This window comes from Planktothrix pseudagardhii (assembly GCF_904830925.1).
Classification (GTDB): Bacteria; Cyanobacteriota; Cyanobacteriia; order Cyanobacteriales; family Microcoleaceae; genus Planktothrix; species Planktothrix tepida.
The window spans coordinates 6,340,533-6,366,745 of sequence record NZ_LR882967.1; the positions used below are offsets into that span (position 1 = coordinate 6,340,533).

Genomic DNA, 26,213 nt, shown 5'->3' on the forward strand with positions numbered 1-26,213 from the left:
CCATCATAGAATCCCTATCTATATTACAATCTCTTGTGGTAACTGTAAAGTCTAAATTAACAGAAAAATTATTAACAAATTAGATATAATATAGAATAGAGGTTAACTTCTTGACCAACCCTTTCTTTTTGGGTTGATTAATTTTCACCCCTACCTTTTATTATTAACGGTTATGATCACTGTAAACTCGACATTAACTCCCCTATTAGGGTCATCTTTAGAACAACTCACCGACTGGGTACAACAACAGGGACAACCTGCTTATCGAGGTAAGCAATTATATGATTGGATTTATCAGAAAGGGGCGAAATCTTTAGGAGAAATTACCGTATTTCCGAAACAATGGCGCGAGACTGTTAGTAATGTTGAGATTGGTCGATCTAATATTCATTATAAAGCGATTGCTCCCGATAAAACCATTAAATATTTATTAAAATTAGCCGATGATCAAATTATTGAAACTGTAGGAATTCCCACCGAAAAACGCTTAACGGTTTGTGTGTCTTCCCAAGTCGGTTGTCCGATGGCGTGCGATTTTTGTGCGACGGGAAAAGGCGGTTTTACTCGCAATTTAGAAGCTTATGAAATTATTGATCAAGTGTTAACCGTCCAGGAAGATTTTCAACGGCGAGTCAGTCATATTGTGTTTATGGGAATGGGAGAACCGTTATTAAATATTAATAATGTCGTTGCGGCGATTAAATCCCTCAATCAAGATGTGGGAATTGGACAACGAATGATGACGGTTTCTACGGTGGGTTTACGAGGAAAAATTCGAGAATTAGCAGAATATGATTTACAAGTCACATTAGCCGTTAGTTTACACGCTTCCTATCAAAATATTCGAGAACAATTAATCCCCAGCGCCAAAACCTATCCTCTATCTCAATTATTTGTTGAATGTCGAGACTATGTAAAATTAACCGGAAGAAGAATCAGTTTTGAATATATTTTGTTAGCGGGATTAAATGATTTACCCGAACACGCTATTGAATTAGCGAGTCAATTAAGAGGGTTTCAAAGTCATGTTAATTTAATTCCCTATAACCCGATTCAAGAAGTTGACTATAAACGACCGGATACCCAACGCATTCATGAGTTTATGGATATCCTTAAACAGCGTAATATAGCGGTGAGTGTGCGTTATTCCAGAGGATTAGAGGCGGATGCAGCTTGTGGACAATTACGCGCTTCTAAGGTTTAAAATTATTCTTGTTGAATTACATTAATTAGAGGGAAAAAATGGTAAATTTTACTGAAATTTATGATGTTTTAGAAAATCTAGTTAAAGTCAATCATCGTTGTGTTAATGTAGTAGATGAGCCAGAATTAGGCTGTGTTAGAATAAATAGTATTTGTGATCGAAAAATCGAAGCCAATCCCTATGCTCATTGGGAAAAAGAACAGCCTCAAAATCATCTTAGTTCTGAAGATTTAGAACCGTTAAACCCATCCTGTCAACTCCAATCATTTCGAGCAAAAATTGTGATAGCTGCGGATGGAATTAACTCTAGGATTCGTCAAGTTTTATATGAGAATACACCCTACCAACCTGTCGCTAAACCTGAATATTCTGGGTTTTCGGCGATTGGATGTACACACATCACTGACATTCCCCCATCCTTAAGAACAGAACTAGAAGAAACCTTTTTTTCTGATTGTCGAATTGTTACCGTAATTCAGGATAAAATTACTCCAAATTGTCAGAGTTTAGACAAACCTAGAATGATTTTGCTCAATAGACCAACGGGTGAAATCGGCTATCTTCTCCATGCTGCTTTACCTTTAGATACTCTGGAAAAAAGTTCAGGAAATTCATTAATTAATTTAGCCATAACCGATTTAAAAAAAGCCAATTTCCCCGATAGTCTTCAAAAGTTAGTGAGTTTATCTTCCCTGAAAACCCTATACAAACGTCCCTATTATATTCATCGAGTTACAATTTCTAATCAACCCAAATTTCCCTCATCTGCTCATCTTTATGTTCCTGATTCTGATGTAGAAATACAACCTTTTTGGAGTCAAGGACGAGTCGTATTAGTTGGGGATGCGATTCATGGAATGCCGCCTTTTGCGGCTCAAGGCGTTAATCAGGGGTTTGAAGATGCTTTAGTAATGGTTACTTTACTTGAGGAATTAGCTAAAAATAATCATTGGAATTATTCTGATAAAATCACACAATGTTTTCAAACCTACGAAGAATTTCGCCGTCCTTTTATGGCTAAAATTCAACAAGCAACCTTAGAACGATTGGAATGGTCAGAAACACAATTATTAGAATATAACCAAGCGGTTTATGGAAGAAATTTTCAGGATATTATTCAACAGCTTAAAGCATCAGGTTAGAAACCTGGTTTCTTAGGTCTTGTGCGTAAGTCTTGACTCTGTTCCCATGAAGAACTTTATTAAGATTTTATACGGAATCTTAATAAATAATATGAATTTGTTTTCTCATGTCCATCTTCAAAAACTAACCGAAGTATTGCTGTTATAAACTTGATTCTGAGTCAGGAGCAATTTCTAATCCTGGTATTTGTCTCATTTGTTGTTGTTCTGTAATTAAATCGGATAAAGAATCAATATTAACTCCAATTCGTTGACAGGCGGTTTGAAGTGCATCCATAAACTGATCCACATCATCGCCATAACCAGAGAGTTTAGCCGCATTAGCAACGCCTTGTTTAGCATTAGCTTTTGCACAATCAATTAATTCTAGGTCGGTGAGGGGTTTTGCTTGACTCATTGTTAACACGTTTAATCCTAATAACATTATAACTTAACTTTGCCTAAAATCACTCCATCTTCCGAGAGAAGGTTGAGTTATTTTAGCTGAATTTGCGCTTAATTGGCATCTTCAAATTTATATCCTACCCCCGTGACAGTTTTAATAAAACTGGGGTGGGAGGGGTCAGGTTCAATTTTTTTACGCAGTCTGGCGACATGGGTATCGACAACCCGTTCATCGCCAAAAAAATCATCCCCCCAAAGTTTATCAATCAGTTGGGTACGACTCCAAACCCGACCCGGATAACTTAGGAATGTGGATAATAAATTAAACTCTAACGTGGTTAAATCTAAATTTTCCGTATCCCCTGATTCTAATTGACGGCTGGCGCTTCTTTGATCTAAATCGACTAAAAAATGGGGGGTTTGATACATTTGATTTTGTTGACCCCCTTGGCGCAAACTTCGTCTTAATAAAGCTCTGACTCTAGCCACTAATTCCCTCGGACTAAAGGGTTTTACAAAATAATCATCCGCCCCGGTCGATAAACCAATAATTCGATCCAGTTCTTCTCCTTTAGCCGTTAACATTAAAATATACGGATCTTTTTGTCCGGGTTTTTGGCGAATTCTAGCACAAACTTCTAATCCATCTAACCCCGGAATCATTAAATCTAAGATAATTAAATCCGGTTGCAATTCTTGAAATTTTTGTAAAGCGGCTAATCCATTATTCGCAATTTGACAAGAAAATCCTTCAGCTTCTAAGGTGTGCTGAATTAATCGGGCAATTTCGGGTTCATCCTCAACAATTAAAATATCCATAAATTAAAGAAAAATCAAAGAAATTACAAAATCAATCATTTCTTTTTAACTGATTTATCTAATGTTGTCCGATCTACAGCAGCCTCAATCTGCTCAGAACATTCCAGGTGCAGGTTGCGATCGCCAAAGGGTGCATCGACCAAATCACAATGGTGGGGTTGATCACTTCCCGGATAACGATTCGGTTGGAAAAATCGACAAGTTACACACATTTTGGAGATCGGAATTTGACCTGCTTCTTGCAACTTACGAATCATTTTAATTAATCCGCGTAAGAAAACGGTCTGCTCGAGTTCCGATAGTTCTCCTACCGCATCCAACAATAAATCAGACCAGCAAGACGTTTGTGCAGCCAGCTTTTGGCCTTTTGGAGTGAGGGTAATCGTGATGGCTCGTCCATCCTGGGGCGATCGCATTTTTTGCACCAAACCTTTCTCATCCAATACCCGCACCGCATCACTAGCAGTCGCTGGGGTAACGGCTAAACCCTCTGCTACAGCAGCCAAACGCATTCCCTCATCGCCTTTGGCTTGTAACAACGATAAAATTTGGGCTTGGGTGGGTGAAACTCCATGTTGTCCAGCATCCTGCCAGGATTGACTTTTGAGGGCTAGACTAATCTTAGAAAGCCCGACAAGAATACGTTGTTCTGTTGAGCCCTGATCAGAATGATTCATCATGTCCAGACCCCTCTATTGATGTCTAGTGTTTAAAAATAATTTAAGGCTTAGAGCCAGTGTTTAGGATAACTTCTACCTGGTGCAACGTTATTAAACACAAAAGTCCAGAGAACAATAATAACCGATCCCGCTAATACAGGAGTGAATAAGAACTTCCACGATACACCACTCATCACACCAATCAACGCCACCGCACCCGACGGCGGATGAATGGTTCGCGTTAGTTTCATCAGCTTAATCGTCGTTGCAACGGCTAAAGCCATTACCCAAGGAGCCGTACCGAAAAATTGCACCGATAAAATCGAAACCAATGCCCCCCAAAAATTACCCCCAATCACGTTTCGCGGTTGAGCCAAGGGACTATCCGGCACTCCAAACACCAAAACCGCCGTCGCGCCCATCGGGGCTGCAATCAATGGATAATGGCTATAGGTGGAAAGATAAGCCAGGGCTGCGATTCCCACAAAACTGCCGAGCCAAGAGAGTAACACTTGAATATAGGAAAACCGAGGTTGATAGGCACAACCCAATTTATGCGATCGCCTGACATAAACTCTCAACCGTCGATGTCTCCTAGTATTACCTAAAAACTTAGAAACGCCCTTTTGAAGACGGATTGATGGCTTTCCCTGAATCAGTTCTTGATCACTTTTGGAGACGGAAAGTAGGGATAACTGATGCTTGCAGCGTTGCCATAAAACTACTAGAAAACCAGTCTGCATCATGCTGGAAAATAGATAGAACCTGAGTGTTAGATCTGGGCTAGTTTAAGGATTTCGGCTGGATAATTAGCACCTTCTAGCATCAGGCTTGTAATCACAGCATAGGCATCAACATTTAATGTCATGTCAGTTCTTCCTTTTTTTATTAGGACTCCTAAATATTAGGCTCCCTAATTAATATCACTTCCCTCAAGGGCTGTCAACCCTTCCCTAACCCCAAAACCCAGTACAGGACTGAATCTGTTAAACTAGAAAAACCTTTAATCTGAAGTTAATTCCAACCCCGACAATGCAAGACTTTTTTCAAAACATTTCGCGCTATCCCCGTTATTTTATTACCTTCACCCTGGGAATTTTCTTTTTCCTGTTTGAACGCCTAAAACCCCTTTTAAATCGTCCGGTAACAGCAATTGCACTCGTTAGTTTACTATTTAGTGTTTTTGCTTTTACCTTTTTTACCTTACGCGCAATGTTAGGCTTAAACCCGGTTTAAAAAACAAATAGAATAATTTTTAAACAAAAAGGGCGGGTTATTCTTTTTTCCCTCCCTTTTTAAGTTTAACTAAATTGTTTGTTGTAATTCATCCAACCGAGCTAAAACTTCTTGACTATGAATAGCAGGATTAACGCCTAGAAATCTTTCTCTTAAAATCCCATCAGGATCGATAATAAAAGTATGACGCATTGAGATAAAATTGAGCCAAGAACCATAGGCTTTACTGACAGTTCCATCAACATCTGCCAGTAGAGGAAATTTTAACCCCTCCGAGTCACAAAACTCAGCATGGGATTGAATATCATCAGCACTCACCCCTAAAATTTGTGTATTTTTAGCGAAATATTTAGGTAAGTCCTGTTGAAAACGACGGGCTTCTAAAGTACAGCCAGAGGTAAAATCTTTCGGATAAAAATAGAGAACAACCCATTGTCCGTGATAATCTGATAAAGAAATTTTTCCTTCTCCACTATTGGTGGGTAAGGTAAAATTAGGAGCCGGTTGATTTAAGTTGGGAAGTTTCCCTCCTAACGCCCAAGCCGGCGAAGTAGAGTTCAAACTAAAAACCGCTAAACCGACAGATAAAAGGAAACTGAAAAATAAACGACGAGATATCATAGTTCGAGATCATCACAACTCTTTACATAAGTTTACACAATCTCAGGACAATCAGGAACTTAATTTTGCATTGAGAAGTCTCAATCTTGGCAATCTTTAACTCAAAGAGCAATTTTCCTTGTAAAATATCAAGAGAAAATCAGGTTAATTTTGCCTTATTTTTCCCAGCAGTTTAGAGACTTTAACTCATTATTTTATTATGGCTGATCAACCCAAATTAACCAGTTCGGCGACCGTGATTATGGTAGTTGAAGGTTTACCTATTACCATTCAAGTTGATGGTGCTAATGCACCCATAACGGCTGGAAATTTTGTAGATTTAGTTGAACGAGATGTCTATGATAACACCATCTTTCATCGTGTTGTTTTAGAACCCCAACCTTTTGTTGTTCAAGGTGGCGACCCCCAAAGTAAAAATCCGAATGTTGATCCCAGTGTTTTAGGAACGGGAGGTTTTGTTGATCCCACCACAGGTCAAGTCCGAAATATTCCCTTAGAAATTAAACCTCAAGGGGCTACAGAACCTCTGTATAGTAAAACCTTTCAAGAAGCAGGAATTACCGTTCCTCCAGTATTAAGTAATGTACAAGGTTCTATTGCCATGGCGCGAGCGCAAGGAACCGATACGGCTTCATCACAATTCTATATTAATTTAGCGGATAATTCCACCAATTTAGATGGGAAGTATGCCGTATTTGGAAATGTTGTTCAAGGCTTTGATATCGTCACACAAATTCGACAAGGAAATAGACTTTTAGACGCAGAAGTGGTTGATGGAATTATACCGAGTCGTGTTTCTGGAGTGATTAACGATGTCAATATTCTCAACGCATTTATTAATACCATCAATCGTGCAAGTCTGCCTTTAAGTTATGCCTATCCTCGTAATTTGGATGCGGATAATGTCATAACAATGACCCCAGAAATTACCCAAAATAATCCTCGTGGATTATTAACTGGAGGGGGGAATGATCTGGTGACAGGTTCCACAGCACAAGATGTTATTAATGGCAATCAAGGCAATGATTCTCTCAATGGAAATGATGGAAATGATTATATTCTGGGAGGAAAAGATAATGATAGTCTGACAGGAGGAAAAGGGGATGATATTTTGAATGGAAATCGAGGAAATGATACGATTTTTGGAGGGGCTGGTTCAGATTTTCTTCGAGGTGGACAGGATAATGATAGCTTAAATGGAAATGAGGGCAATGATTTTCTAATCGGAGATTTAGGAACAGATACTTTAACCGGAGAAGGGGGGGCTGATATTTTTATGTTGCGGGGGGATGAAGCAACAAAAGTTTTTGATGTCAATTTAGCCGATATCATCACAGACTTTAAAGTTGCAGAAGGAGATAAAATTCATATCCTTGATACAATTCCTTTGGCTAACTTGAGTTTTACTGCATCAGGAAATGACACAGTAATTCGTGTGGCTAATTCGGGTATTTTAGGCGTTGTTAAAAATGTTCAACCGAGCGTTGTACAAACGGGAATTGTGATTACATCTCCTACAGATTTAGCCTTAACCATTGGTTAAGAATTCCTAAGTTAGGGTGAGTAGGTTCCTGCATCAGCTTGGCATCCCTCACCCTATAGCACTACGCCTGACGGTTAGGACATTTTTCAATCCTGAAACCCTTTCACTTCTTACTGTTCGGTGTTCCCAGTTAAGCTGTTCCCTCTTCAAGTAGTGCTATAGACAAAAATTGTTAATCCGTTTGCTCAAAACTAGAATCCGTCAAGGGTCGATTTTGACTATCTCCAAATCCAGTTGCATTTCCCACCACGATAATTAAGATAAACAAGGCCAGAATTAAAGCCCCTAATGTTCCCCAGTCTGGAGATTGTGGTGGAGAAGGTTTTTTATCTTCAGGGGGTTTTGCTGGAGCAGGTTGAGGTTTAGGGGTGTCGGCGGGAGACATGAATGTAACCTAAAAAATCCGGTTTTTTTAAATTAACAAAAAAAATCCCCACCCTGGGGTGGAGAATTGGAGCGACTCAACGGTAAAATCTAGGCGTCGCTTTCAATGTGGATGAATAATAAACCCATTGCCACAATTGGCAATAACCAGCAAACCACAGGAATTAAAATCCAAGGTAAAAAAGAAGCTGCGTATGCTCCGGTCATATCAAATTCTCCTATTGGATGTTAGAAAATCGTTACGTTGGGTGATGGGATTTTATGTTATCCCCGAATTCAAAGGAAACTTAGCTATTGACCAAGCCCCGGAAAATCGCATCAACGATGCCAAAGTTTTCCAGCAGGAAAAAGGCGACAACAGCCCCACCCATTGCACCGACGAAGAAACCGCCAGCAAACTGACTCCAACCTTCAGAGGTTTGCAAAGAATCGCCGGAGTCTGAACTGCTTTTTTGGAAAGAAACTAATCCGTAGGCAGATAAACAAATCGTGGCAATTAGAATTAACGCAATGCCTGAGATTAATCCCCCTAAATTAGCCGCGCTGGGATGATCCCGTAATGGCCCAAGTTTGATCCAAGGCCCGACTAAAAAGTAACCATGTGCCATACCGACTTCTAAGCCACGCAGTAAAGGAGATAAGCCTTTACGGTAAGCGGGTAAGTTCCCGATAAATGCACGGGTAAAATCAGAATCGCTAATCGGAGTGGACAAGTTGCCGACAAACGGATCACCGTTATAGGGTTTAATCAATTCTGCCATGGGGTTTCTTTCTCCTGTAATAATTGAAGAACTTGTAGCAGTTATTAAGCTCATATTTTACGCAGGGATAGGCAATCTCGTTACAGAAATGAGCATAAGCTTCAAAAAAGTTCACATCTGGGGGGGATCACTTCCGGCCTTGGGTGTCTCACTGTGAAAACAAGTTAAGATTTAAGCGAGTTATCAAGCAACTAAGATTATGACTAAACAATTGAAATCCTTGAGCTATGCTGTTTTTGGGGCGATCGCATCAACGGTGTTTGCCTCGACAGTGAAAGCAGAACCGATGTTTAATGATTATCCCACCACCTATCAACCCTTTGCGGAAGATTTTATGCGCGCCGCCTCCAGAACTTCTGGAGATGTGTTTAAAAACAAATCCTTAGCGGGTCAAATGTCTACTTATTTAGGGATTAGTTTCCCTTGGCCTAATGGTATCAATGGTTTTCCTGAAACGGTCATGACCAATGATGCCAGACTTGTGAATCAATTATATCGGGAAGCCATGTTGCGCCAAGTCAGCAATGATCCGATTATTCGGACTCCCGATATGATCAATCCCTATAACACTTCAATTCTCACCCAACCCTCCTATACCGATCTCAACCTTCAAACCCCACCGCAATTACCAACACAACGTCGCTAAGGCTTCCTCAGAGACGTGCCAATAGCCTGACGGCATGAACCTGCTCGGCCCAAGCACGTCTCTACTAAATCCAGCACACTCTATTCCATAAGCGTAATTCGTAATTCCCTATTCCCTATTCAATTCCGTACCTTAGCCGGTAATCGTTTCTGAGGAGAAGGTGTTTTCGACTTCAGTGCAGGTTGCACAGGAGGTTTATCTTTGATCATTTGTTCGGTTTCATAGGTGTTTTCTTCGGTATGGTCATCAACGTAAATATCAGCCCCATTCACAATGGCTCCCAAGAGTCGCGGACGATATTTTTTAGGATCTTCATCCTCGGTATCCATTAATTTGTCTGTGATTTCTCCTAATAACCCCGATGGGGTATAAATGGGACGAGCGACCATCACCATGCCATCGGTATAGGGTTCTAACGTTAAGACATCATTATTACCATTGAAACAAGGACTATCAATCACCACAAAATCAAATCGATAACGCACCTCTTCCAAAAGATGTCGAAATTCACTTGATTCGAGAAGGGTTGAGGGTTGACGCACTGGCCCTGGACTAGGAATCACAGACAAGTTACTGACATTAGGAACTAAACGAATACAACCATATAAATCCCCATAATATTGCAAGGGTTCAATGAAACTTTGAGGATCAAGAGCTAATCCCAAGGAATTGACTTCAGAAGGCGAGCGAAAATCGGCTTCAATTAATAACGTGCGTTTACCACTACGAGCCGAAGCGATCGCTAAATTATAAGCACTTAACGTTTTTCCTTCAGAAGTTCCGACACTGGTAATTAAAATTATTTTTGGAGATTTATTTCCTGCCCGTTGCAAATTACTACGGACTTTTTCATAAAATTCCAGATAAGCAGAATGGGGTTTCAATAATAAAGGGAGATGATCTTCCTCTGAGAATAAAAACACCGTTGGAACCACACCCAAAAGGGGAACTTCACGTTCTTTAAATGCCCCCTGAATTTCTTCCCAAGTATAGAATTTTCCACTTAGCATTCCTAAGACAAAAATAATCACCGCACCCCCTAGAACACCACCAAGTCCTCCCATTGCCAAAATTAAAGCCATACTCATCGCTTTGGGGGTTTCCACATCGGGGGCTTCTGCTTCTTTAGCGATCGCTAAACTACTGGTTGTTTCGGCTTCAGCAGCTTGAGCATCCACTAACTTGGCTTGCATTTGATCATACAATGCTTTTTTATAAGCAACCTGCTGTTCTAGGCGTTGTTTTTCCATTTGTTTGTTGGGAATTGTGGCATAATTTTGCTTTAAATCTTCTCCGGTTTTGATCGAGGCTTTTAATTGTTGTTCTAAGGTTTCTTTTTGAGTTTTAAGGGCTATCAAATTTTGAGCTAATTGTTGACGGGTGGGATCGAGAGAGGAATCGACTCGAATTTGATCAACTTGTCGTAAAGGGGCTGCAATTCCATCTCCTCCTAACACTTCGGCGGCGCGCTCTTGTAACTGTTGTTCAGCAGCTTGTTGACGTTTTACTAAGTCCGCTACTAGGGGATGTTGATCTCGATAATCTTTGCGTAAAACGGCTAATTGGGATTCAATTTCATACAATTGAACCCGTAATTGAGCAATAATTGGATCAGATGCTAAGGCTTGGGAAACAAAAGCTTGATCAACATTTAAACCCAATTGAGATTCTAAACTAGCAAGTTGAGCATTCAGAGCTTCTAGCTGTAATTTAATATCCTTTTGCTGCTGTTCATTTGCTAAAATAGCGGCAGGTAAAGAGCCACTTTCTAATGTTAAAATTGTTGCCCCTTCGCGCTTATCATAATTTTCCAACTCTTTTTCTGCCTTTCTCAGTTCTGCTTTGGATGGTTTTAATCGTTCTTGAATTGCTGTAATAATACTATTCAATTGTTGAGTATTAATAATCCGGCTTTGTTCCTGCATTTTTTTCATCAGGGTATTGACAAACATTACGGCTCGTTCTCGTTTAGGATCTTGATAAGAAATCGTAATTTTCATCGGAGTTCCGGGAGCATCTTTCCCTCCTGGAACGCCTGGCTCTAGTTTAATCGCTAATTTTTTTTTCAAGTCATCCGGGACAAGATTAAATTCTTTAAGAAGCGGTTCTATCACACTCCTAGGAAGCAACATTTCCGAAGATAATTGTTGTCCTTGTTGTTGAATAATTTCACCGGTTTTAGAAAAAATAACAGGACTACTTTGACCTGTCATCAAACCCGTAGCTTTATAGGGAGGAGTTGGAGGGGTTTCCATCAACATTGCAGCGGCTCCTGATGCCCCTAACGCCACAATAAAGGTTGCAAAACCCGCTAATTTATAGTTTTCAAAAGCGATTAAATATCGTTTAATAATGGGTAAAGTCATAAGAATAGGGAATAGGGAACAGGGAACAGGGAACAGGTAAGAACAGGATTAAAGGGAATAGTGAACTGCGATTTACAGATAACTGATAACTTAATTGATTATTTCTTGGTGCTGCTACCGCTACTATTTTTACTGCCACTGCTGCTAGAACCAGACGGACTAAACAAATTTTCTACCCCTGCTTGTAACTGTTGGAAAAATAGAATAAATCCGAGAATATCGCGGAAAGGTTGAGTAAAATTATTTAAAACATAACTCACCTGAGCAACTAAATTACGATTTACAACAATCACATCATTATCTTGTAACAAAACATTATCAGTTGCATCACCGGCTAATACATTTTTACCATTTAAAATCTGTCTTGTAGGTTTCCCAGTTTCAGGATCATAACGAATTAAAGCAATTTCCTGTAAATCTGCTAAATTCAAAGGAACGGAATTCAAGGCATCAATAAAACTGCTACCATTGGGTAACACCACCGCACCCACCGCATTAATAGGATAACTCAAAATCCTGATCGTAATTTGAGGGCTGGCTAAAGTTGAGGTGGCAATCAAACGTTGATCATAACCTTCCTTCTCATCAGGCTGAAGTTTCGGGATAATAATCGCATCTCCATTCTGTAAGGACACATTCGGTAAAGCCGTTGCTTCCTTAATTGGAGTATACAAATCCACAATATCTTCGACTAAACGACCATCAACAGTAATTCGACAAATCAGCACTGACCGTAAATCCGATGTAATTCTCGCTCCCCCTGAAGCTTGAAGTGCCGTTGCTAGTTGTCCACCTCCAGGGGGGAGTTGATAAAATCCCGGTCGAGTCACATCTCCAACAATGGTGACATTCACCGCCGTTGGGGCTGCGGCTAAACTATAGGTTTCTAAAATATTTCGGGTTGGCCCTTGATAGGCCCGAACCTGCTGGGAGGGAACGACAATTACATCACCGTCTTCGAGTAACACATCCGCCGGACTCACCCCCAGCAACAACGGAGTTAGCAAATCCACTTCAGTTTCCACAACCTGACCATTCGCTAAGGTGCGACGAATTTTAACCATCCGCAAATCTGCCGCCGTTGTCGTTCCCTGGGCTGTTGTTAACGCAACTGGGAGTTCTGGACTGGTTAACGGATAAAACCCCGGTCTAGCCACCTCCCCAGTAATCGTGACTCGTACAGGACGCTGAGTTAATAATGAAAGATTGACTTGCGGATTTTTCACATAGGGATTTAAACGATTTACAATACTCGACTGTACCTGTTCTAGGGTTGCATCCTGAACTCGAATTGCCCCAATTAAAGGCAGTAGAATCGCACCATCGGGGGTAACGGTTGTGGTGGGAACGCTTAAATCATTAGAACGTTGGCCATTAATAAAGACATCAATATACAGTTGATCCCCTGGCCCCAGACGATAATTGGCGCCTCGATTTTCGCTCAAACGTTTGAAAAACGTATTATCAATCGGCGGTGGAATGGCTCCTGAGCGATCTAAAATTGGATTCCCAGCTTGTTCAAAGAGTTGGATGAGTTGGGGCCAAGTTGGTTGGGGAAAAGCTGGCGGTCGTAGTTGCGCTCCTGGATAGGGTTGGCTGGGTATTTCCTGGGGAAGTACGCATTTTTCTGGAAGGGTAACGGTTTGGGCTAAAACCCGTTGTTGGGCTGGAAATCCCCACAACAATGCCACAAAAGAAATAATCCAACTTGTGGAGTACAAACTAGAGAGAAACAGGGAAGCCCAGGTTTTGTTGTAACGCTGATTCATGTACGAATTACGAATTACCAATTGCGAGCCAACTCTTGCTATTAAGTGCTATTAAGGTTTAGTTGTGACTAATGCTTCTGCCATTAAGGACGCTTGTACACTTTCACCCAAAGCGGTCGCCACCGGCCAAGCGTCTTGGATATTACCCAAAGGTTTAATCGGAATCAAAAGACAAACCGCCACCCAGGGGGCTCGATTTCGACTCAGTTGTGCCCAACGATCTACCCAAAACCAATGACTCGGAGCCGGATGTCCACCATTTGGCCAAGCGTACCACTGAGCCACTGCATAGGTTTGAGTCGCAGTCCAAGCTTTAAAAAATTTGACTTCAACTTCAACAGGATCTAAGTCTTCAGAGGTGGACTTTACCGAAAAGCGATCGCGTTGCTCCTCATCAGTTTTCCATCCTAGAAATCCAGTCACATCCATCCATTCAACTTGAGGCTGATCTTTATAGTAATTTTGGGTTAATAACAACACTATTGCTGTTTGTTTGTCACGTTTTACCTCCTGTTTTAACCACTGTTGATTTCCAATTTGGATCGGTTCAATTTTAACGGTTTGCCATCCTGAAAGAGTTAAACCTTCTTTTCTAATGGTTTGCAGTTGGGGCAAAGTTTTGAGTTGAGGCATATCAATCCATGACCATTTCTGGTTGATATAGCCTGGAAGTGCCGCGCCAATTAACAATGCTGTCATTACAATGACAATCAGAATTTTAGATTGTTGCTGTCGCATCAGTTATCAGTTATCAGTCATCAGTTATCAGTCATCAGTTATCAGTTATCACTGATAACTGATTAATTAATACCACCAATAAACCCAGCATACACGCTGAATATAAATCTCCACCCCACCCTTCATGGAGCCACGCGAATAACCCATTTTGACCAGTTCCATGAAACAGCGTTAACAGCGTATTCCGAATAATATTAGCAATAATGCTGATTAAAGCTGCACTCAGTAAGAAAAAAATACTGAGGGTTCTTGAGGCTAAAAGTCCTGTCCAATACAGTAACATTAATCCCACATAAAGGCTGGTAAATAGCATTTTTAACCCGGCACAATGAGGAGCAACTTCTACAATTTGACCATTGACAAACAGGTAAATTTGTTCCACCGTGACATCTAAATTAAATTGGGTGAGAATAAATCCAGCAACGTGAGCAATAAACGTCTGTAAGGGTAAGGCTAAAGGTTCGATTAAAAAGGGTAAATGATTGGGGGTTGCTAACAAGACAAAGACTAATGCAATTCCCTGTAATTTTAAACCGGGTATTCCTTTAAATTGTAGGCAAAGTCCCGCTAACATTATGGGAAAAGAAAAATTAACTAAATCTGCTAAACCGCTCCCATAAAAAAGACTCGCCAGTAGGATGAGCACTATTCCTAAAGGATGGCTAGTATTCGGTAACTTTTTCCACTGATGCTGTTTTGTCCACACAATATAAGCCGCAAAAGGCAAACCGATTAAACCATGACTAAAATATTCATGCTCAATCCCAATATTCTTATTGAGCCAGCCATCATACCAATGAATTAAAATCGGTGCATACAACAACACCATTAAAACAACAATCACCCAATTTAATAGATCTTGTTCAATGGCGAACGGAATTTTACGGTTGAACTGCATAATTATTGTTGACGATTGACGGTTAACTGTTAAGCGAGAAGCCCCTGACTGAAAATCCTATTTTTCTAAGCCGTAATAGCAGACTGAATGGCTGTTAGAACGTGATTAATTTGGTTTGTCGTTAACCCTGGATACATGGGTAAAGATAAAATTTGTTGACTGAGTTTTTCGGTTTGGGGAAAGTCTCCTTCTTTGTAGCCTAAATTTTGATAAGCCGGTTGGAGATGGCAAGGAATAGGATAGTGAATTCCAACTTGTATTCCTTGTTCAGTCAGTTTGTTTTGCAGGGTATCGCGGCTAATCGCACAGTCTTCTGTTACACGAATGACATAAAGATGATAAACATGACCATCTGCACTCTGATTTTCAATTGGAATAATCCCTTTTTCTCGTAGTAACAAAAGAGACGCATCATATTTTTCGGCGGCAAAATTGCGGTCGCGGTTCCAACCGTTTAAATGGGGTAACTTGACTTTTAAAATGGCAGCTTGTAACGTATCAAGACGGCTATTGGTTCCTCGTTCGGTATGGAAATATTTTTGCGGAGCACCATAATTCCGTAAACTTCGCAGATTTCGAGCAACGGTTTCATTTTGTGTCACCACCATTCCGCCATCGCCAAAAGCTCCTAAATTTTTACCCGGATAAAAACTAAAGGCAGCCGCTAACCCAATACTTCCCGCACAATAACTTTCCCGATCTGCTAAATGCGCTTGGGCTGCATCTTCAAAAATAATTAAATTATGGGATGCGGCAAAGGCAAAGAGTTGATGGGGAGAAACCATCTGACCATAGAGATGAACTGGAATAATTGCTTTGGTTTTTGAGGTAACAAGTTTGTCGGCTTGATTGAGATCAATTAAGGCGGTATGGGGTTCACAATCCACTAATATTGGAGTGGCTCCTGCGTGTAAAACTCCTATCAATGTGGCAATAAAAGTATTAGCAGGAATTAGAACTTCATCCCCCGGTTGAATTCCACAGGCTTGTAAACCTAGAGCGATCGCATCCGTTCCACAGGCAACTCCTACTCCATACTGAACCCCACAAGCCTGAGCAAAAGCAATTTCCAATTCGGTTAAAGCTTGACCTAAAACAAAGTCCCCCTTGTCTATTACAGCCTGGATTGCAGCTTGAATTTCAGGTTTCAGGGGATCGTGAATAAAACTCAAATCCACAAAGGGAACAGAAGTTAGGGTGCTAGTCATACATCAACGATGAGCATATAGGGGTAACACCAGCTTGACACTCCTCAGCCTGAAGGCGTGTGGATTCTTGGTTCAACGAAACCACTTAATCAAAGTACCTTGCCGTGCTTTAACCAGAGGTGGGATTCTCCCCAAGCGTAAATTCGGGTATGCCCTACCCTATTCGCATTCCTGCGAGTTCTTTTTTGTTTCAAAAAACTGGTTGTCTAGTACCCACGAATCATTTACCCACTGCTGGGGAAACTAGAACTATGCAGTAGAACCCTATAGATTCAATTGCCAAGGTGAGCGTATTTTGCCGTTAGGCAACTAGGTTTTTAGACAGGTTATTTACCTTTCCTGCTACCGAAAATCGTAGCACGATCAAATGTTAATGACAACCTCAATAAACCCGTCCTAGAAGGCTTGCCCTGAACTTGTCGAATGGGACGGGGTTTAAAACCCATTTTTCTGATCACTTAGGGTGTTGGCTGTTGACTGTAATCAGTGATCAGTGATCCTAGAATCAGAAGGAATAGGAATTTATCTTAATAAATCTGTCAAGAGGATGGTAACAAAACTTAATGAAATAAGCAATAATCTGTTACATTCGATGTTTCTTGTAAGCAAATTTAACGGATATTTAATTATGTTTTCTCGATTCATTCCTACACCTCCTCCCTTAACAGCAAAATCTCGGGTTTATGACCTCAAAACCCGTCTGGATTGGGGCGAACCCGCTTTAACGATTATTGATGTCCGCGACTTAAATAGCTTCAATCATTGCCATATTCAAGGTGCAATTCATACGCCCTTTGAGAATCTTGCTGAACAGATTTTATCACATTTAGAACTAAATCGTGATATTTACATTTACGGTGAAAGCGATGAACAAACGGCTGAAGCAGCTACGAAACTGCGTGAAGTTGGATTTAAAAAAGTCGCTGAGATCATCGGAGGTTTAGCAGCATGGCAAGCTGTTGGTTATCCGGTAGAAGCGATTAGTGCTGTTGTTTAATAATCCCGATCAAAAAATCAGTTTATTACTGGGCTTTAATTCTCTAAATCTGGGGACTAAAGCCCAACAAAAAACTGATTTTAGTTAACAATAATTATTCTTTTTCTGGTTTTTCAAACCTTTAAATTTTTAACGGCGGGGTATTATTGGGGAGATGTTGCTCCCCGATGGCAAAATTTTAGATCGAGTTGTTGTGGTAAAATCTAGTAGAGAACCCCCAAAATCTGAAATATAAGGGTCTGGTTAGCTTAAGTTGTGTTGCAAAGGGTTAGAAAGCGACTAACCCACTTCGTCCGGTGTTAAGCCAACCTCCAAAGCCCTTCATGGTTTACACTCAATATCGATAACAAGGGAAACCAGGAAAACTATGCCGCAATTGAATCTGATCGATCCCAATGGTAACGGGAATCTTAGCTCTATTTCTTCTTCCGTTGCCAACGGTCACACCCCTTCCCAACAGCAGCGTGATCATCGGGATCAATCCTCAGACCATAAGGCAGTTCAAGTCATTCAACCACTCGAACTCGATTTAGATGCCGTAAATCAGCAATTGGCTGATGCGGATGCCCTTACTATTGTCAAGTGGGCGGCGGAAGTCTTTGGGGATGGTTTGGTCATGAGTACCAGCTTTGGAATTCAAGCGGCTGTGATGCTGCATCTGGTGACTCGTATTGTTCCTAATATTCCGATTATTTGGGTTGATACCGGTTATTTACCGACAGAAACTTATATTTTTGCTGAAGAGTTAACACAACGCCTCAACCTGAATTTAAAAGTTTATCAATCTCCCATCAGTCCAGCGCGAATGGAAGCTTTACATGGCAGATTATGGGAAAAAAATGATGTTGAAGCCTTAAATTATTACGATAAAATTCGTAAAGTTGAACCGATGCAACAAGCTTTAAAAGAATTAAAAGCAATGGCTTGGTTAGCCGGATTACGGGCAGATCAAACCAGTCATCGGAGAACCTTAAATCGAGTAGCTCAACAATCAGGGTATTACAAAGTCCATCCGATTCTGTCTTGGAATTCTAGGGATATTTATCAATATTTAACAACCTACAATTTACCTTACCATCCCTATTTTGATCTCGGATATACCACCGTCGGAGATTGGCATTCCAGTCGTCCTTTAATGACAACGGATGAAAATGAACGGGATACTCGTTTCCGAGGTTTGAAACAAGAATGTGGTTTACATTTACCCCAAACCGAAGAAGAAGCAAAAAGTTTGGATTCCAGTTCCTTATAATATTAAGCCTTTTTTTATTGATCCCCCGGAATTGATGCTGGGGGATTTTTTTACTCTTCTTCTTTTTTGATTAAAGATAGACTGATAACTGATAACTGATAACTGATAACTGAAAATATCAGCCTGTATTTCGCATTCCCGCAGCAATTCCATTAATTGTTAATAGCGCACCTCGGAGTAATTCTCCTTTGCTATAACGGGAATGAACGACACCAGAAGCAACGGATTTTCCATGTTGACGTAACCGTTTTAACAAGGCAACTTGCAATAAACCTAACGGAATAATGGTGGCATTGCGTAACTGAACGGAACGTTGTAAAACTGGATCATCATCTAAAAGTCGTTGGTGTCCTGTAATTTGTTGAACTAATTGCATCGTCAGATAGTATTCCTCTGCAATTTGTTGGAATAATACCTCAAACCGTTCTTTATCATCAGCATGACTTAACTCCCGAACATAGTGATGAGCAATTTCGATGTCTACTTTGGCTAAGGTCATTTCCACTTTAGAAATCATCACTTTAAAAAACGGCCATTTCACATAGAAATACCGCAACAGTTTTAGATTTTCTTGGGGTTCCTCATTAATAAATTCCTGTAAAGCCGTTCCCACCCCATACCAAGACGGTAATAAAAAGCGGCTTTGTGTCCAACTAAACACCCAAGGAATCGCCCGTAAACCCGAAATATCTTTCTTTTTATCGCCACTGCGACGAGCGGGACGGGAACTAATTTGCAGTTGGCTAATTTCTTGAATGGGGGTGACTTGATGAAAAAATTCCACTAAATCAGGTTGTTCATAAATTAATGCCCGATAGTGGCTGCGAGAGCGGGTTGCCAACTCTTCCATAATTTGATTCCAGGGATCAATCTCATCAAACCCGTTATGGAGCAGACTAGCTTGAATTGCCGCCGTTGTCACACTTTCCAAATTAAATAAAGCCAACTGAGAGAGGGAATATTTGGACGCGAGAACTTCCCCCTGTTCAGTAATTTTAATCCGCCCGTTAATACTCTTACCCGGTTGAGCTAAAACCGCTTTATAAGCTGGGCCACCGCCTCGACCGACAGACCCTCCCCGTCCGTGAAAAATGCGAAGACCGACTTTATAAGATTCAGAAACCTTTTGTAAAGCTTTTTGGGCTTTGTGAATTTCCCAGTTACTACTTAAAAAACCCGAATCCTTATTACTATCGGAGTACCCTAACATAATCTCTTGCAAAGATTGGTCAGGATCATTCTGCACCAGTTGATATTTTTCATAACCTCCGGCTAACATCGCCCGATATAACGGTAACTCAAACAAAGTTGTCATCACACGGGGAGCGCGTTTGAGGTCTTCTACTGTTTCAAACAAAGGAACCACCATCACGTTTCCTATCCCCGTCGCCGGGTCATACAGTCCCGCTTCTTTTGCCAATAGCAACACTTCCAGTAAATCACTGGCTTCATTGCTCATACTAATAATATAGGTTTGGCAAATTTGAGGCCCAAACTCCTGCTGTAACTCCCGCATGACTCTAAAAGTATTAATAGTTTCGCAGGTTTTTTCAGAAAAGGGCAATTCTGCCGGAATTAAAGGGCGCCGAGTTTGGAGTTCCGTTGCTAACCAAAGACATCGTTCCGCTTCTGAAAGATCGTTGTAGGATTGGGGTAAAAGTTGCAGATAACTAATAATTTCGTTGAGGGCACCCGAATGAACAGAAGACTCCTGACGCATATCCAGCCGAGCTAAACTAAATCCAAAAACCTCCACCTGACAGATGAGATTTTCCAGTTCTTGACAGGTCATCCCCGTTTCTTCCAGGTTGCGTTGAATTAGTTTTAATTCCCCTAAGAAATCCTCATCGGAACGGTACAATTTACTCGCTTCATGGTCAGGAACTAAACGCTCTCGAATGCGAGACAACTCAGCATTATTGTACATTTGCCAATTGCGATCGCGAGTATTTTCTAATCGTTTTTGAACATAAGATAGTTTTAAACGATAGGGTTCTTGACGATAGCGAATCGCCGTTTGATCATAGATGTCCGGTAATTGACCTTGATCTCGATCTAAAGACTCCAATAATTCAGGAAGAACATCACTCCAATGCAACGATAAACTGAGTACCCGACTGAGGCGTTTAACGGCTTCAATATATTTTTCTAGGACAACATGACGCTGATAACAAGCCGTTTTCCAGGTCACTTCTGGTGTCACCGATGGGTTTCCATCTCGGTCTGCACCCACCCACGATCCAAATTTACAGAAATCATATTTAGGTAATTTCAGATAAGGGAAAGAAACGTGCAGAGCGTGTTTTAAACGCTTATAGAGTTGAGGAATGATATCAAATATAACTTCCTGGAAATAGTGTAAGGAATAGTCTACTTCATCGAGAACCGTTGGTTTAAATTGATGAAGTTCATCCGTCCGCCACCACAACCGAATTTCTTCCGTCAATTTTTCATGGAGTTCTTCTGTCCATTCCGAGAAAATGGAAGACTCTCCTAAATCTTCATTTCTTAAGCCACCATAGCTTTCATCCACTTGATCTAATTGTTCTAAGATCGTGGCAATCCGACGCTGTTTGGTGCGGATGGTATGGCGAACAATTTCCGTCGGGTGCGCCGTAAACACCATGCGAACATCAAGTTGATCTAATAACCGTTGGATCTTTTGAGCCGGAACATTCAACTGTCGCAGCATGGGAAACAGAGAATGGAATGTTGCTAACTCCCGATCTTGTTCGGTGTAATTCGTGACATTCGCGCCCGGAATTGGACTTTCTTCTTCATCGGAAAACCGTTGATTCCGAGATTCAAAAGTAGACATTGATTTAACAGGGGAAATCGGCAACTTTCCTTTCCCTTTTCCCTGGGAATAAGCCAGTTGTTGCTCCCGTTGTTCATAATGCTGCTCAACAATATTGATCAGTTGAAAATATAATGCAAACCCTCGCGCTGCGCGAATGGCTTGGTTAATATCAAGCTGTTCAATTAATTTTAGAACGTCTGATCCTTGAAACTCTGCGGCTTGTCCTTCGGGTGAAGTCATAGACGCTAACTGATGGAGTAAGTCCACCAGTTGTTGACCGCATTCTTGGCGGAGGACGGACTCCCAGACATCCTCTATAATTTTGAGACGATTCCGCAAAAACAAATCCGACGTGGTAGTGGGTGGGTTTGATGAAACGACCGTGTTTGGAACCTGTTCGGAGGATTGGAGCAGTGAACTCATAATGGTCTGTTCGGTGTGTGGCAAGAATATCCAATTTATTGTATGGCTTAATTTCTCCCAAAACACGGAACGTTACAGTCAAATCCACGACTCTTTAAGGTAAATTTAATCCTTTCATGACATAAACAGGGGGTTGAGGGTTGACACAGAAGGGCTAATCGTAGAGTACGGTGCTAGAAGTTCAGGATTTTTCCTCCCTCTCCTGTTGTTTAGCTTATTCCTCTGATGGGGGAAAATGGAGAACGGGAAGGCGATCGCCTCGGAAAATTTCTTCACTGTTGGAACTGAGATTGAGAAGCATCTCATGGAGAGCTTTTGTTCCTAATACCGTGATTAATAGCGGAGTTGTCGCTAAACTTAATAACCAGTTTTGAGGAATAGCAACGCTGGACGCACTTTTAGGCAGGGATTGATCGGTTTGGGGGGATTGCATAGTTAATATTGTTAGAGTTAAGGAGGTCGAAATTCAGGGTTGATAAGTCTCTACTTCTCGGTGTATCTTGATCCAAATTTTTGGCGAATCATGCCAAAATTATAGTCGAAACAAGTAGAGACGTGCCATGGCACGTCTGTACATACGGGCAGGGAGTGGTGTTGAAGGGCAATAAAACAGTTTCAACGGTCGAGGGTTTAGCTTTAACCCAATGGGCAGAACAAGCGATTGGACTTGCGGATGTGCAGGTTCAAATCCGTTTGCGGGGCAATCATTTACACATTTTGTGTGAATCTGTTGTCAGTCCTGATGAAAAAATTGCAACATCTCACCTTTCACAAGCCTTAACCCACACCAACTTAACAACTTTACTTCCCCCCAATCAACCGATCTATAAAATCTTTTTATCGGGGCGGAGTATTGCAGCCAAACGACCGGATTGGACAGTTAAACTCGAATACACAGAATTACAATTTCAGGCGTCTGCCCATCTTCGTGAAAGTCCCCCAGTAGAAGAGCATCCACAGCCTGTTCCTGAGCCGGGACACAACCCTTTAGAAAAAATTACCAGATTTTTCAGACGCCCTAAACTAGAGGAAATAACGCCCCCTTCAACGATTCAACCGTTTCCCCAACCGGAGCCGGAACCCGAACCAGAACAAATACCGGAACCCGATTTAGAAATCCAACCCCGTGAGCAATATCCGACTGAACCAGACACTTTACCTTTTTCCTTACTTGCAGATGATGGTCTTGCTTTTAGTGCAATATCTGACACTTCGACAAGCTCAGTGACCGTAGGGGGAGTTGGGGAGACAAGGGGACAAGGGGACAAGGGGACAGGGGGAGTTGGGGGAGCAGGGGAGACAAGGGGACAAGGGGACAAGGGGACAGGGGGAGTTGGGGGAGCAGGGGAAGGAGAGGAGAGGGGGGGAATTTTATTAACTTCTGAGTCCTCGGTTAATAACAAACCGCCAACCGTCAACAATCAGCAATCAAGCGGGATTGAAGTCTCGACGGAAAGTTTGGCACGACAGGGTTATCCTGATGCGATCGCTAGTTATCTCAGCGAAATTTTAGGCAGCTTGGGAGTTGGGGTCAAAGTTACGATTCGGGAAAAAGCCGCTAAAGTCAAAAAAACCGATAAACAACAATCCCTAGAGGAAACACAGCTATCCGGGAGGCGGCTGTGGGTGTTGTGTGAATCGGCTTATAGTCCTGATCCGTCCTTACTGGCTCAACCCATTGCTCAACGGTTACGACAGTTGCATCTGGAAGGATTTCGGGATGCTTGTATTTTGTTGCAAGTCCAGGGGGAATCAACTCCTGACTGGATGTTACGGATTGATTTAACCCCACCGGACAAAATTCTCAAAGAGTGGGGACGTTGGGGGGATGAACAAGCAATCACCCGTTTGCTCAATGATAAATTCAGTCAATTTGAGGTGGAAGTCCGAACCACTTTAAAAGAATCAACGCTGCATTTATTCTGTCACTGCACAACGAAAACTCGAAAACGTCAAGTTCCTGATAAACAAACGGTCATGGATATCGTGGCCCCCCTATTAGATCTGCTGACGCCGCAAGGAATTTGTGCGGCAACGGTTTATGGTTTAGAAACCACTGCAACCCACGCTAAACCGGGGACTCCCATCTGGATTGATTGGCTCAATTTACCCGGTGCCCACCATTCGGACTTACAACCTACCGCCTTAACCTTAGCGGAACAGGGCAATCTGTCCGCCTTACGGTTTATTCTTACTCGTTTAATTAATCCCGATTTAGAGTTAAAACTGGCGACCGGAGGAATTCGTGTCCTGTTATTACAGAAAGGAGAATTACTCCACGTTATGACGGAAGCGGCAACCTGTCCGTCTCAGTCGCAGATTGCTCCGGTTATTGCTCAATTTTTACGCACCCATCGCATTAGTGGCATTGCGGGAGTCCGAATTTATGGCCGTCGTTCGGGACAGAAACTGCCCTTATGGCGCTATGGCTATAGGTTGAAAACCACTCAACCGGATACAACTCCTTCGGCTTTACCAGATTTTGTCACTCCGACGGAGGAAGCTGAAACCCTGGTACAACAACCGGGGAGTTTAGTTCTCCGTCCTGATTTAAACCTCGATACTCTTGAGACAGATGCTCCCAAACCTCGAAACCTGATTTATCCCAATTGGCGAGAGGTTTTAGACCGCAGTGTTGAGGTTATGGCTCAAGGGTTGGTGGCGACCCGTGTGTTTGCGTCGCGGGAAGCGATGATGGTTTCTGTGCAAGATCTCAGAACCCGCCGATATCAAAAAATCGCCTTAGCTTTGGTGTGGGGGACTTTGGGAGGGTTGTTGGTCGTACAACTGGATGGAATATTAGGGGAAGGATTAGCACAAATTCCGATGGATGGGGTGAGCGACAGTGCAATAACCGTTTCTAATGAAAGTAATTTAGCGGAAAAAACATCAGAGGTTGTTATTGCCTCCAATCTTCCTCGAAATCAGAATAATTCCAAGGAAAATGGTGTATTTAATGCCAGTGATTTTATTTCATCGACCCTAAAAACAAAAAAATGTAGTTTATCTAATCAAAAATTAGGGTTAGAAGCGTGTAAGTTAGCTCAATTTCTTTATCCAACATTTAAAAGCCCCCAATTAGATGAGCAATTAGCACGATATCAACATTTTATTTTGACGGAAAAACGACCGCCTGATATTCTAGTAATTGGAAGTTCCAGAGCATTACGGGGCATTGATCCGGGGGTTTTAGAACAAGAGTTACGATCACAAGGTTATGGAGAGTTAAAAGTTTATAACTTTGGGGTGAATGGTGCCACCTTGCAGGTCGTTGATTTGATTGTTCGTCAGATTTTGCCTCCTGAACAATTGCCGAGGTTGATTATCCTAGCCGATGGGGTTCGTGCTCTCAATAGTGGTCGAGTGGATCGGACGTATGAAACGATCTCAACCTCGGAAGGTTATGAACAAATTGCTCAAGGAACGTTTCAGATCCAGTCTCAAATCGAGGAGGAAAAACCTTTTAGCCGGAATTGGCAATATAATTTAGGGGATTTTGCTCAAAAAGTTCGTCAAGGAGAATTAAGTTTTGACCAGTTTCAAACCAGTTTAAATCAACAGTTTGTTGGAGGTTCAAAAAGTTATGGACAACGCGATCGCCTGAAATTTCTGTTACAGTCTGTGATGAAGGGACAAGCCTTTCAACCGCAGGTTAAATCCCCGGTTGATGAAGCGGAACCTTCAAATCCTCAAGACTTAGAAACCTCAGAGTTTCAAGCCAATGGATTTTTACCCCTATCCATTCAATTTAGTCCTGAAGTTTATTATCAAACTCATTCTCAAGTTTCAGGTTATTATGATGGAGATTATCAAGGGTTTGAATTAGAGGGAAAACAAACCACTGCCTTAAAAAATCTGATTGAATATGTGCAATCCAAAAATTCTGATATTGTGTTTGTCAATATGCCACTGACACAAGATTATCTTGATCCGATTCGCACAGCTTATGAAGAAAAATTCCAAGATCTGATGAAATCCATCAGCGCAGAAACAGGACTAATTTTTATTGATTTATCCAGAGAATGGTTACAAACTTATCACTATTTTTCTGATCCCAGTCACTTAAATCAATATGGTGCAGTTGCCGTTTCTCAAAAATTAGTTAAACTTGATCAAATTTCTTGGCCGAAACCAGTAAAAAGTAAAAAGTAATCAGTCATCAGTTATCAGTCAACAGTTATCAGTGAAAGAGTTAGGAGTTAATCGTTGAAATTGAGGATTTAGGATTGAGTCGTAAGCAGTTGTTGACTCAAAACTAAAAACTAAAAACTCAAGACCAATAACTGATGATGCGGATACTTGAGTACAGACGCGCCATGGCACGTCTCTACGATGCGGATACTTGATAACTGATAACTGATAA

General features: G+C 41.4%; 23 protein-coding genes. 8 read left to right on the top strand and 15 right to left on the bottom strand.

The features are described from left to right. The first annotated feature begins 172 nt into the window (after window positions 1–172). Together rlmN and NMK36_RS27505 are read left to right on the top strand one after the other, a co-directional pair. Window positions 173–1,204 (top strand): 23S rRNA (adenine(2503)-C(2))-methyltransferase RlmN, encoded by a 1,032-nt coding sequence (rlmN, locus tag NMK36_RS27500; protein WP_254175093.1) that lies wholly within the window; start codon window positions 173–175, stop codon window positions 1,202–1,204. 38 nt (window positions 1,205–1,242) lie between these two features. Continuing rightward, a complete protein-coding gene (locus NMK36_RS27505) occupies window positions 1,243–2,346 on the top strand; it encodes an FAD-dependent monooxygenase (RefSeq protein WP_254175094.1) in 1,104 nt (367 codons plus the stop codon). Between the two features lie 142 nt (window positions 2,347–2,488). On the opposite strand, the gene NMK36_RS27510 is transcribed toward NMK36_RS27505, so the two are convergent. The 4 genes from NMK36_RS27510 to NMK36_RS27525 all read right to left on the bottom strand — a co-directional run bounded on the left by NMK36_RS27510 (window position 2,489) and on the right by NMK36_RS27525 (window position 4,954). Further along, window positions 2,489–2,743 carry a hypothetical protein gene (locus NMK36_RS27510; RefSeq protein ID WP_254175095.1) on the bottom strand — a complete coding sequence of 85 codons (255 nt, stop codon included), beginning with the start codon at window positions 2,741–2,743 and terminating at the stop codon, window positions 2,489–2,491. Window positions 2,744–2,841: 98 nt separating this feature from the next. Further along, entirely contained in the window at window positions 2,842–3,549 is a 708-nt protein-coding gene (locus NMK36_RS27515; protein ID WP_072717605.1) for a response regulator transcription factor, read from the bottom strand. Between the two features lie 35 nt (window positions 3,550–3,584). Then, window positions 3,585–4,229 (bottom strand): MarR family winged helix-turn-helix transcriptional regulator, encoded by a 645-nt coding sequence (locus NMK36_RS27520; protein ID WP_222425204.1) that lies wholly within the window; start codon window positions 4,227–4,229, stop codon window positions 3,585–3,587. A gap of 47 nt (window positions 4,230–4,276) precedes the next feature. Continuing rightward, window positions 4,277–4,954 (bottom strand): HPP family protein, encoded by a 678-nt coding sequence (locus NMK36_RS27525; RefSeq protein ID WP_245824171.1) that lies wholly within the window; start codon window positions 4,952–4,954, stop codon window positions 4,277–4,279. Window positions 4,955–5,240: 286 nt separating this feature from the next. Here NMK36_RS27525 and NMK36_RS27530 point away from each other — a divergent pair, with 286 nt between their 5' ends. Then, complete coding sequence (locus tag NMK36_RS27530; protein ID WP_072717603.1) at window positions 5,241–5,444, top strand: DUF751 family protein; 204 nt, start codon at window positions 5,241–5,243, stop codon at window positions 5,442–5,444. Between the two features lie 69 nt (window positions 5,445–5,513). On the opposite strand, the gene NMK36_RS27535 is transcribed toward NMK36_RS27530, so the two are convergent. Then, complete coding sequence (locus NMK36_RS27535; RefSeq protein ID WP_072717602.1) at window positions 5,514–6,065, bottom strand: peroxiredoxin; 552 nt, start codon at window positions 6,063–6,065, stop codon at window positions 5,514–5,516. Between the two features lie 199 nt (window positions 6,066–6,264). Here NMK36_RS27535 and NMK36_RS27540 point away from each other — a divergent pair, with 199 nt between their 5' ends. Further along, window positions 6,265–7,608, top strand: a complete 1,344-nt coding sequence (locus NMK36_RS27540) for a peptidylprolyl isomerase (protein ID WP_072717601.1) — start codon at window positions 6,265–6,267, stop codon at window positions 7,606–7,608. A gap of 172 nt (window positions 7,609–7,780) precedes the next feature. Here NMK36_RS27540 and NMK36_RS27545 read toward each other — a convergent pair whose 3' ends face one another. The 3 genes from NMK36_RS27545 to NMK36_RS27555 all read right to left on the bottom strand — a co-directional run bounded on the left by NMK36_RS27545 (window position 7,781) and on the right by NMK36_RS27555 (window position 8,753). Beyond that, window positions 7,781–7,993, bottom strand: a complete 213-nt coding sequence (locus NMK36_RS27545; RefSeq protein WP_072717600.1) for a hypothetical protein — start codon at window positions 7,991–7,993, stop codon at window positions 7,781–7,783. A gap of 89 nt (window positions 7,994–8,082) precedes the next feature. Further along, window positions 8,083–8,199 (bottom strand): photosystem I reaction center subunit VIII, encoded by a 117-nt coding sequence (locus NMK36_RS27550; RefSeq protein ID WP_072717599.1) that lies wholly within the window; start codon window positions 8,197–8,199, stop codon window positions 8,083–8,085. 80 nt (window positions 8,200–8,279) lie between these two features. Beyond that, window positions 8,280–8,753 carry a photosystem I reaction center protein subunit XI gene (locus NMK36_RS27555; RefSeq protein WP_072717598.1) on the bottom strand — a complete coding sequence of 158 codons (474 nt, stop codon included), beginning with the start codon at window positions 8,751–8,753 and terminating at the stop codon, window positions 8,280–8,282. A 199-nt stretch (window positions 8,754–8,952) separates the two neighbouring features. Between NMK36_RS27555 and NMK36_RS27560 the strand changes: the two genes are divergently transcribed. Beyond that, window positions 8,953–9,399, top strand: coding sequence for a hypothetical protein (locus tag NMK36_RS27560; protein ID WP_072717597.1), 447 nt, complete (start codon window positions 8,953–8,955; stop codon window positions 9,397–9,399). A 119-nt stretch (window positions 9,400–9,518) separates the two neighbouring features. Here NMK36_RS27560 and NMK36_RS27565 read toward each other — a convergent pair whose 3' ends face one another. From NMK36_RS27565 to NMK36_RS27585, 5 genes are all read right to left on the bottom strand, one after another. Then, window positions 9,519–11,765: a GumC family protein gene (locus NMK36_RS27565; protein WP_254175096.1), complete on the bottom strand. Its 2,247-nt coding sequence runs from the start codon at window positions 11,763–11,765 to the stop codon at window positions 9,519–9,521. 98 nt (window positions 11,766–11,863) lie between these two features. Beyond that, window positions 11,864–13,534: a polysaccharide biosynthesis/export family protein gene (locus NMK36_RS27570; RefSeq protein ID WP_072717595.1), complete on the bottom strand. Its 1,671-nt coding sequence runs from the start codon at window positions 13,532–13,534 to the stop codon at window positions 11,864–11,866. A 51-nt stretch (window positions 13,535–13,585) separates the two neighbouring features. After that, window positions 13,586–14,272, bottom strand: coding sequence for a cyanoexosortase B system-associated protein (locus NMK36_RS27575; RefSeq protein WP_072717594.1), 687 nt, complete (start codon window positions 14,270–14,272; stop codon window positions 13,586–13,588). A 34-nt stretch (window positions 14,273–14,306) separates the two neighbouring features. Further along, window positions 14,307–15,170, bottom strand: coding sequence for a cyanoexosortase B (gene crtB, locus NMK36_RS27580; RefSeq protein WP_072717593.1), 864 nt, complete (start codon window positions 15,168–15,170; stop codon window positions 14,307–14,309). A 65-nt stretch (window positions 15,171–15,235) separates the two neighbouring features. Beyond that, window positions 15,236–16,378, bottom strand: a complete 1,143-nt coding sequence (locus tag NMK36_RS27585; protein WP_072717592.1) for a DegT/DnrJ/EryC1/StrS family aminotransferase — start codon at window positions 16,376–16,378, stop codon at window positions 15,236–15,238. A 628-nt stretch (window positions 16,379–17,006) separates the two neighbouring features. On the opposite strand from NMK36_RS27585, the gene NMK36_RS27590 reads away from it, so the two are divergent. Together NMK36_RS27590 and cysH are read left to right on the top strand one after the other, a co-directional pair. Further along, window positions 17,007–17,375, top strand: a complete 369-nt coding sequence (locus NMK36_RS27590; RefSeq protein WP_072717591.1) for a rhodanese-like domain-containing protein — start codon at window positions 17,007–17,009, stop codon at window positions 17,373–17,375. 367 nt (window positions 17,376–17,742) lie between these two features. After that, a complete protein-coding gene (cysH, locus tag NMK36_RS27595; protein WP_254175097.1) occupies window positions 17,743–18,627 on the top strand; it encodes a phosphoadenosine phosphosulfate reductase in 885 nt (294 codons plus the stop codon). 118 nt (window positions 18,628–18,745) lie between these two features. On the opposite strand, the gene ppc is transcribed toward cysH, so the two are convergent. After that, window positions 18,746–21,850, bottom strand: a complete 3,105-nt coding sequence (ppc, locus tag NMK36_RS27600) for a phosphoenolpyruvate carboxylase (RefSeq protein WP_072717589.1) — start codon at window positions 21,848–21,850, stop codon at window positions 18,746–18,748. Window positions 21,851–22,064: 214 nt separating this feature from the next. Next, on the bottom strand, window positions 22,065–22,283 hold the full coding sequence (locus NMK36_RS27605) for a hypothetical protein (RefSeq protein WP_072717588.1): 219 nt from the start codon (window positions 22,281–22,283) through the stop codon (window positions 22,065–22,067). 122 nt (window positions 22,284–22,405) lie between these two features. Between NMK36_RS27605 and NMK36_RS27610 the strand changes: the two genes are divergently transcribed. Then, window positions 22,406–26,002, top strand: coding sequence for a hypothetical protein (locus NMK36_RS27610; RefSeq protein WP_254175098.1), 3,597 nt, complete (start codon window positions 22,406–22,408; stop codon window positions 26,000–26,002). Window positions 26,003–26,213: the final 211 nt, after the last annotated feature.

Excerpts from the sequence above, each read along its gene's own strand:
- NMK36_RS27545 (WP_072717600.1), bottom strand. The coding sequence starts at position 7,993 with ATGTCTCCCGCCGACACCCCTAAACCTCAACCTGCTCCAGCAAAACCC.
- NMK36_RS27555 (WP_072717598.1), bottom strand. The coding sequence starts at position 8,753 with ATGGCAGAATTGATTAAACCCTATAACGGTGATCCGTTTGTCGGCAAC.
- NMK36_RS27515 (WP_072717605.1), bottom strand. The coding sequence starts at position 3,549 with ATGGATATTTTAATTGTTGAGGATGAACCCGAAATTGCCCGATTAATT.
- NMK36_RS27550 (WP_072717599.1), bottom strand. The coding sequence starts at position 8,199 with ATGACCGGAGCATACGCAGCTTCTTTTTTACCTTGGATTTTAATTCCT.
- NMK36_RS27590 (WP_072717591.1), top strand. The coding sequence starts at position 17,007 with ATGTTTTCTCGATTCATTCCTACACCTCCTCCCTTAACAGCAAAATCT.
- NMK36_RS27525 (WP_245824171.1), bottom strand. The coding sequence starts at position 4,954 with ATGATGCAGACTGGTTTTCTAGTAGTTTTATGGCAACGCTGCAAGCAT.
- NMK36_RS27540 (WP_072717601.1), top strand. The coding sequence starts at position 6,265 with ATGGCTGATCAACCCAAATTAACCAGTTCGGCGACCGTGATTATGGTA.
- NMK36_RS27530 (WP_072717603.1), top strand. The coding sequence starts at position 5,241 with ATGCAAGACTTTTTTCAAAACATTTCGCGCTATCCCCGTTATTTTATT.
- NMK36_RS27570 (WP_072717595.1), bottom strand. The coding sequence starts at position 13,534 with ATGAATCAGCGTTACAACAAAACCTGGGCTTCCCTGTTTCTCTCTAGT.
- ppc (WP_072717589.1), bottom strand. The coding sequence starts at position 21,850 with ATGAGTTCACTGCTCCAATCCTCCGAACAGGTTCCAAACACGGTCGTT.
- NMK36_RS27575 (WP_072717594.1), bottom strand. The coding sequence starts at position 14,272 with ATGCGACAGCAACAATCTAAAATTCTGATTGTCATTGTAATGACAGCA.
- NMK36_RS27520 (WP_222425204.1), bottom strand. The coding sequence starts at position 4,229 with ATGATGAATCATTCTGATCAGGGCTCAACAGAACAACGTATTCTTGTC.
- cysH (WP_254175097.1), top strand. The coding sequence starts at position 17,743 with ATGCCGCAATTGAATCTGATCGATCCCAATGGTAACGGGAATCTTAGC.
- NMK36_RS27560 (WP_072717597.1), top strand. The coding sequence starts at position 8,953 with ATGACTAAACAATTGAAATCCTTGAGCTATGCTGTTTTTGGGGCGATC.
- NMK36_RS27565 (WP_254175096.1), bottom strand. The coding sequence starts at position 11,765 with ATGACTTTACCCATTATTAAACGATATTTAATCGCTTTTGAAAACTAT.
- crtB (WP_072717593.1), bottom strand. The coding sequence starts at position 15,170 with ATGCAGTTCAACCGTAAAATTCCGTTCGCCATTGAACAAGATCTATTA.
- NMK36_RS27585 (WP_072717592.1), bottom strand. The coding sequence starts at position 16,378 with ATGACTAGCACCCTAACTTCTGTTCCCTTTGTGGATTTGAGTTTTATT.
- rlmN (WP_254175093.1), top strand. The coding sequence starts at position 173 with ATGATCACTGTAAACTCGACATTAACTCCCCTATTAGGGTCATCTTTA.
- NMK36_RS27605 (WP_072717588.1), bottom strand. The coding sequence starts at position 22,283 with ATGCAATCCCCCCAAACCGATCAATCCCTGCCTAAAAGTGCGTCCAGC.
- NMK36_RS27510 (WP_254175095.1), bottom strand. The coding sequence starts at position 2,743 with ATGAGTCAAGCAAAACCCCTCACCGACCTAGAATTAATTGATTGTGCA.
- NMK36_RS27535 (WP_072717602.1), bottom strand. The coding sequence starts at position 6,065 with ATGATATCTCGTCGTTTATTTTTCAGTTTCCTTTTATCTGTCGGTTTA.
- NMK36_RS27505 (WP_254175094.1), top strand. The coding sequence starts at position 1,243 with ATGGTAAATTTTACTGAAATTTATGATGTTTTAGAAAATCTAGTTAAA.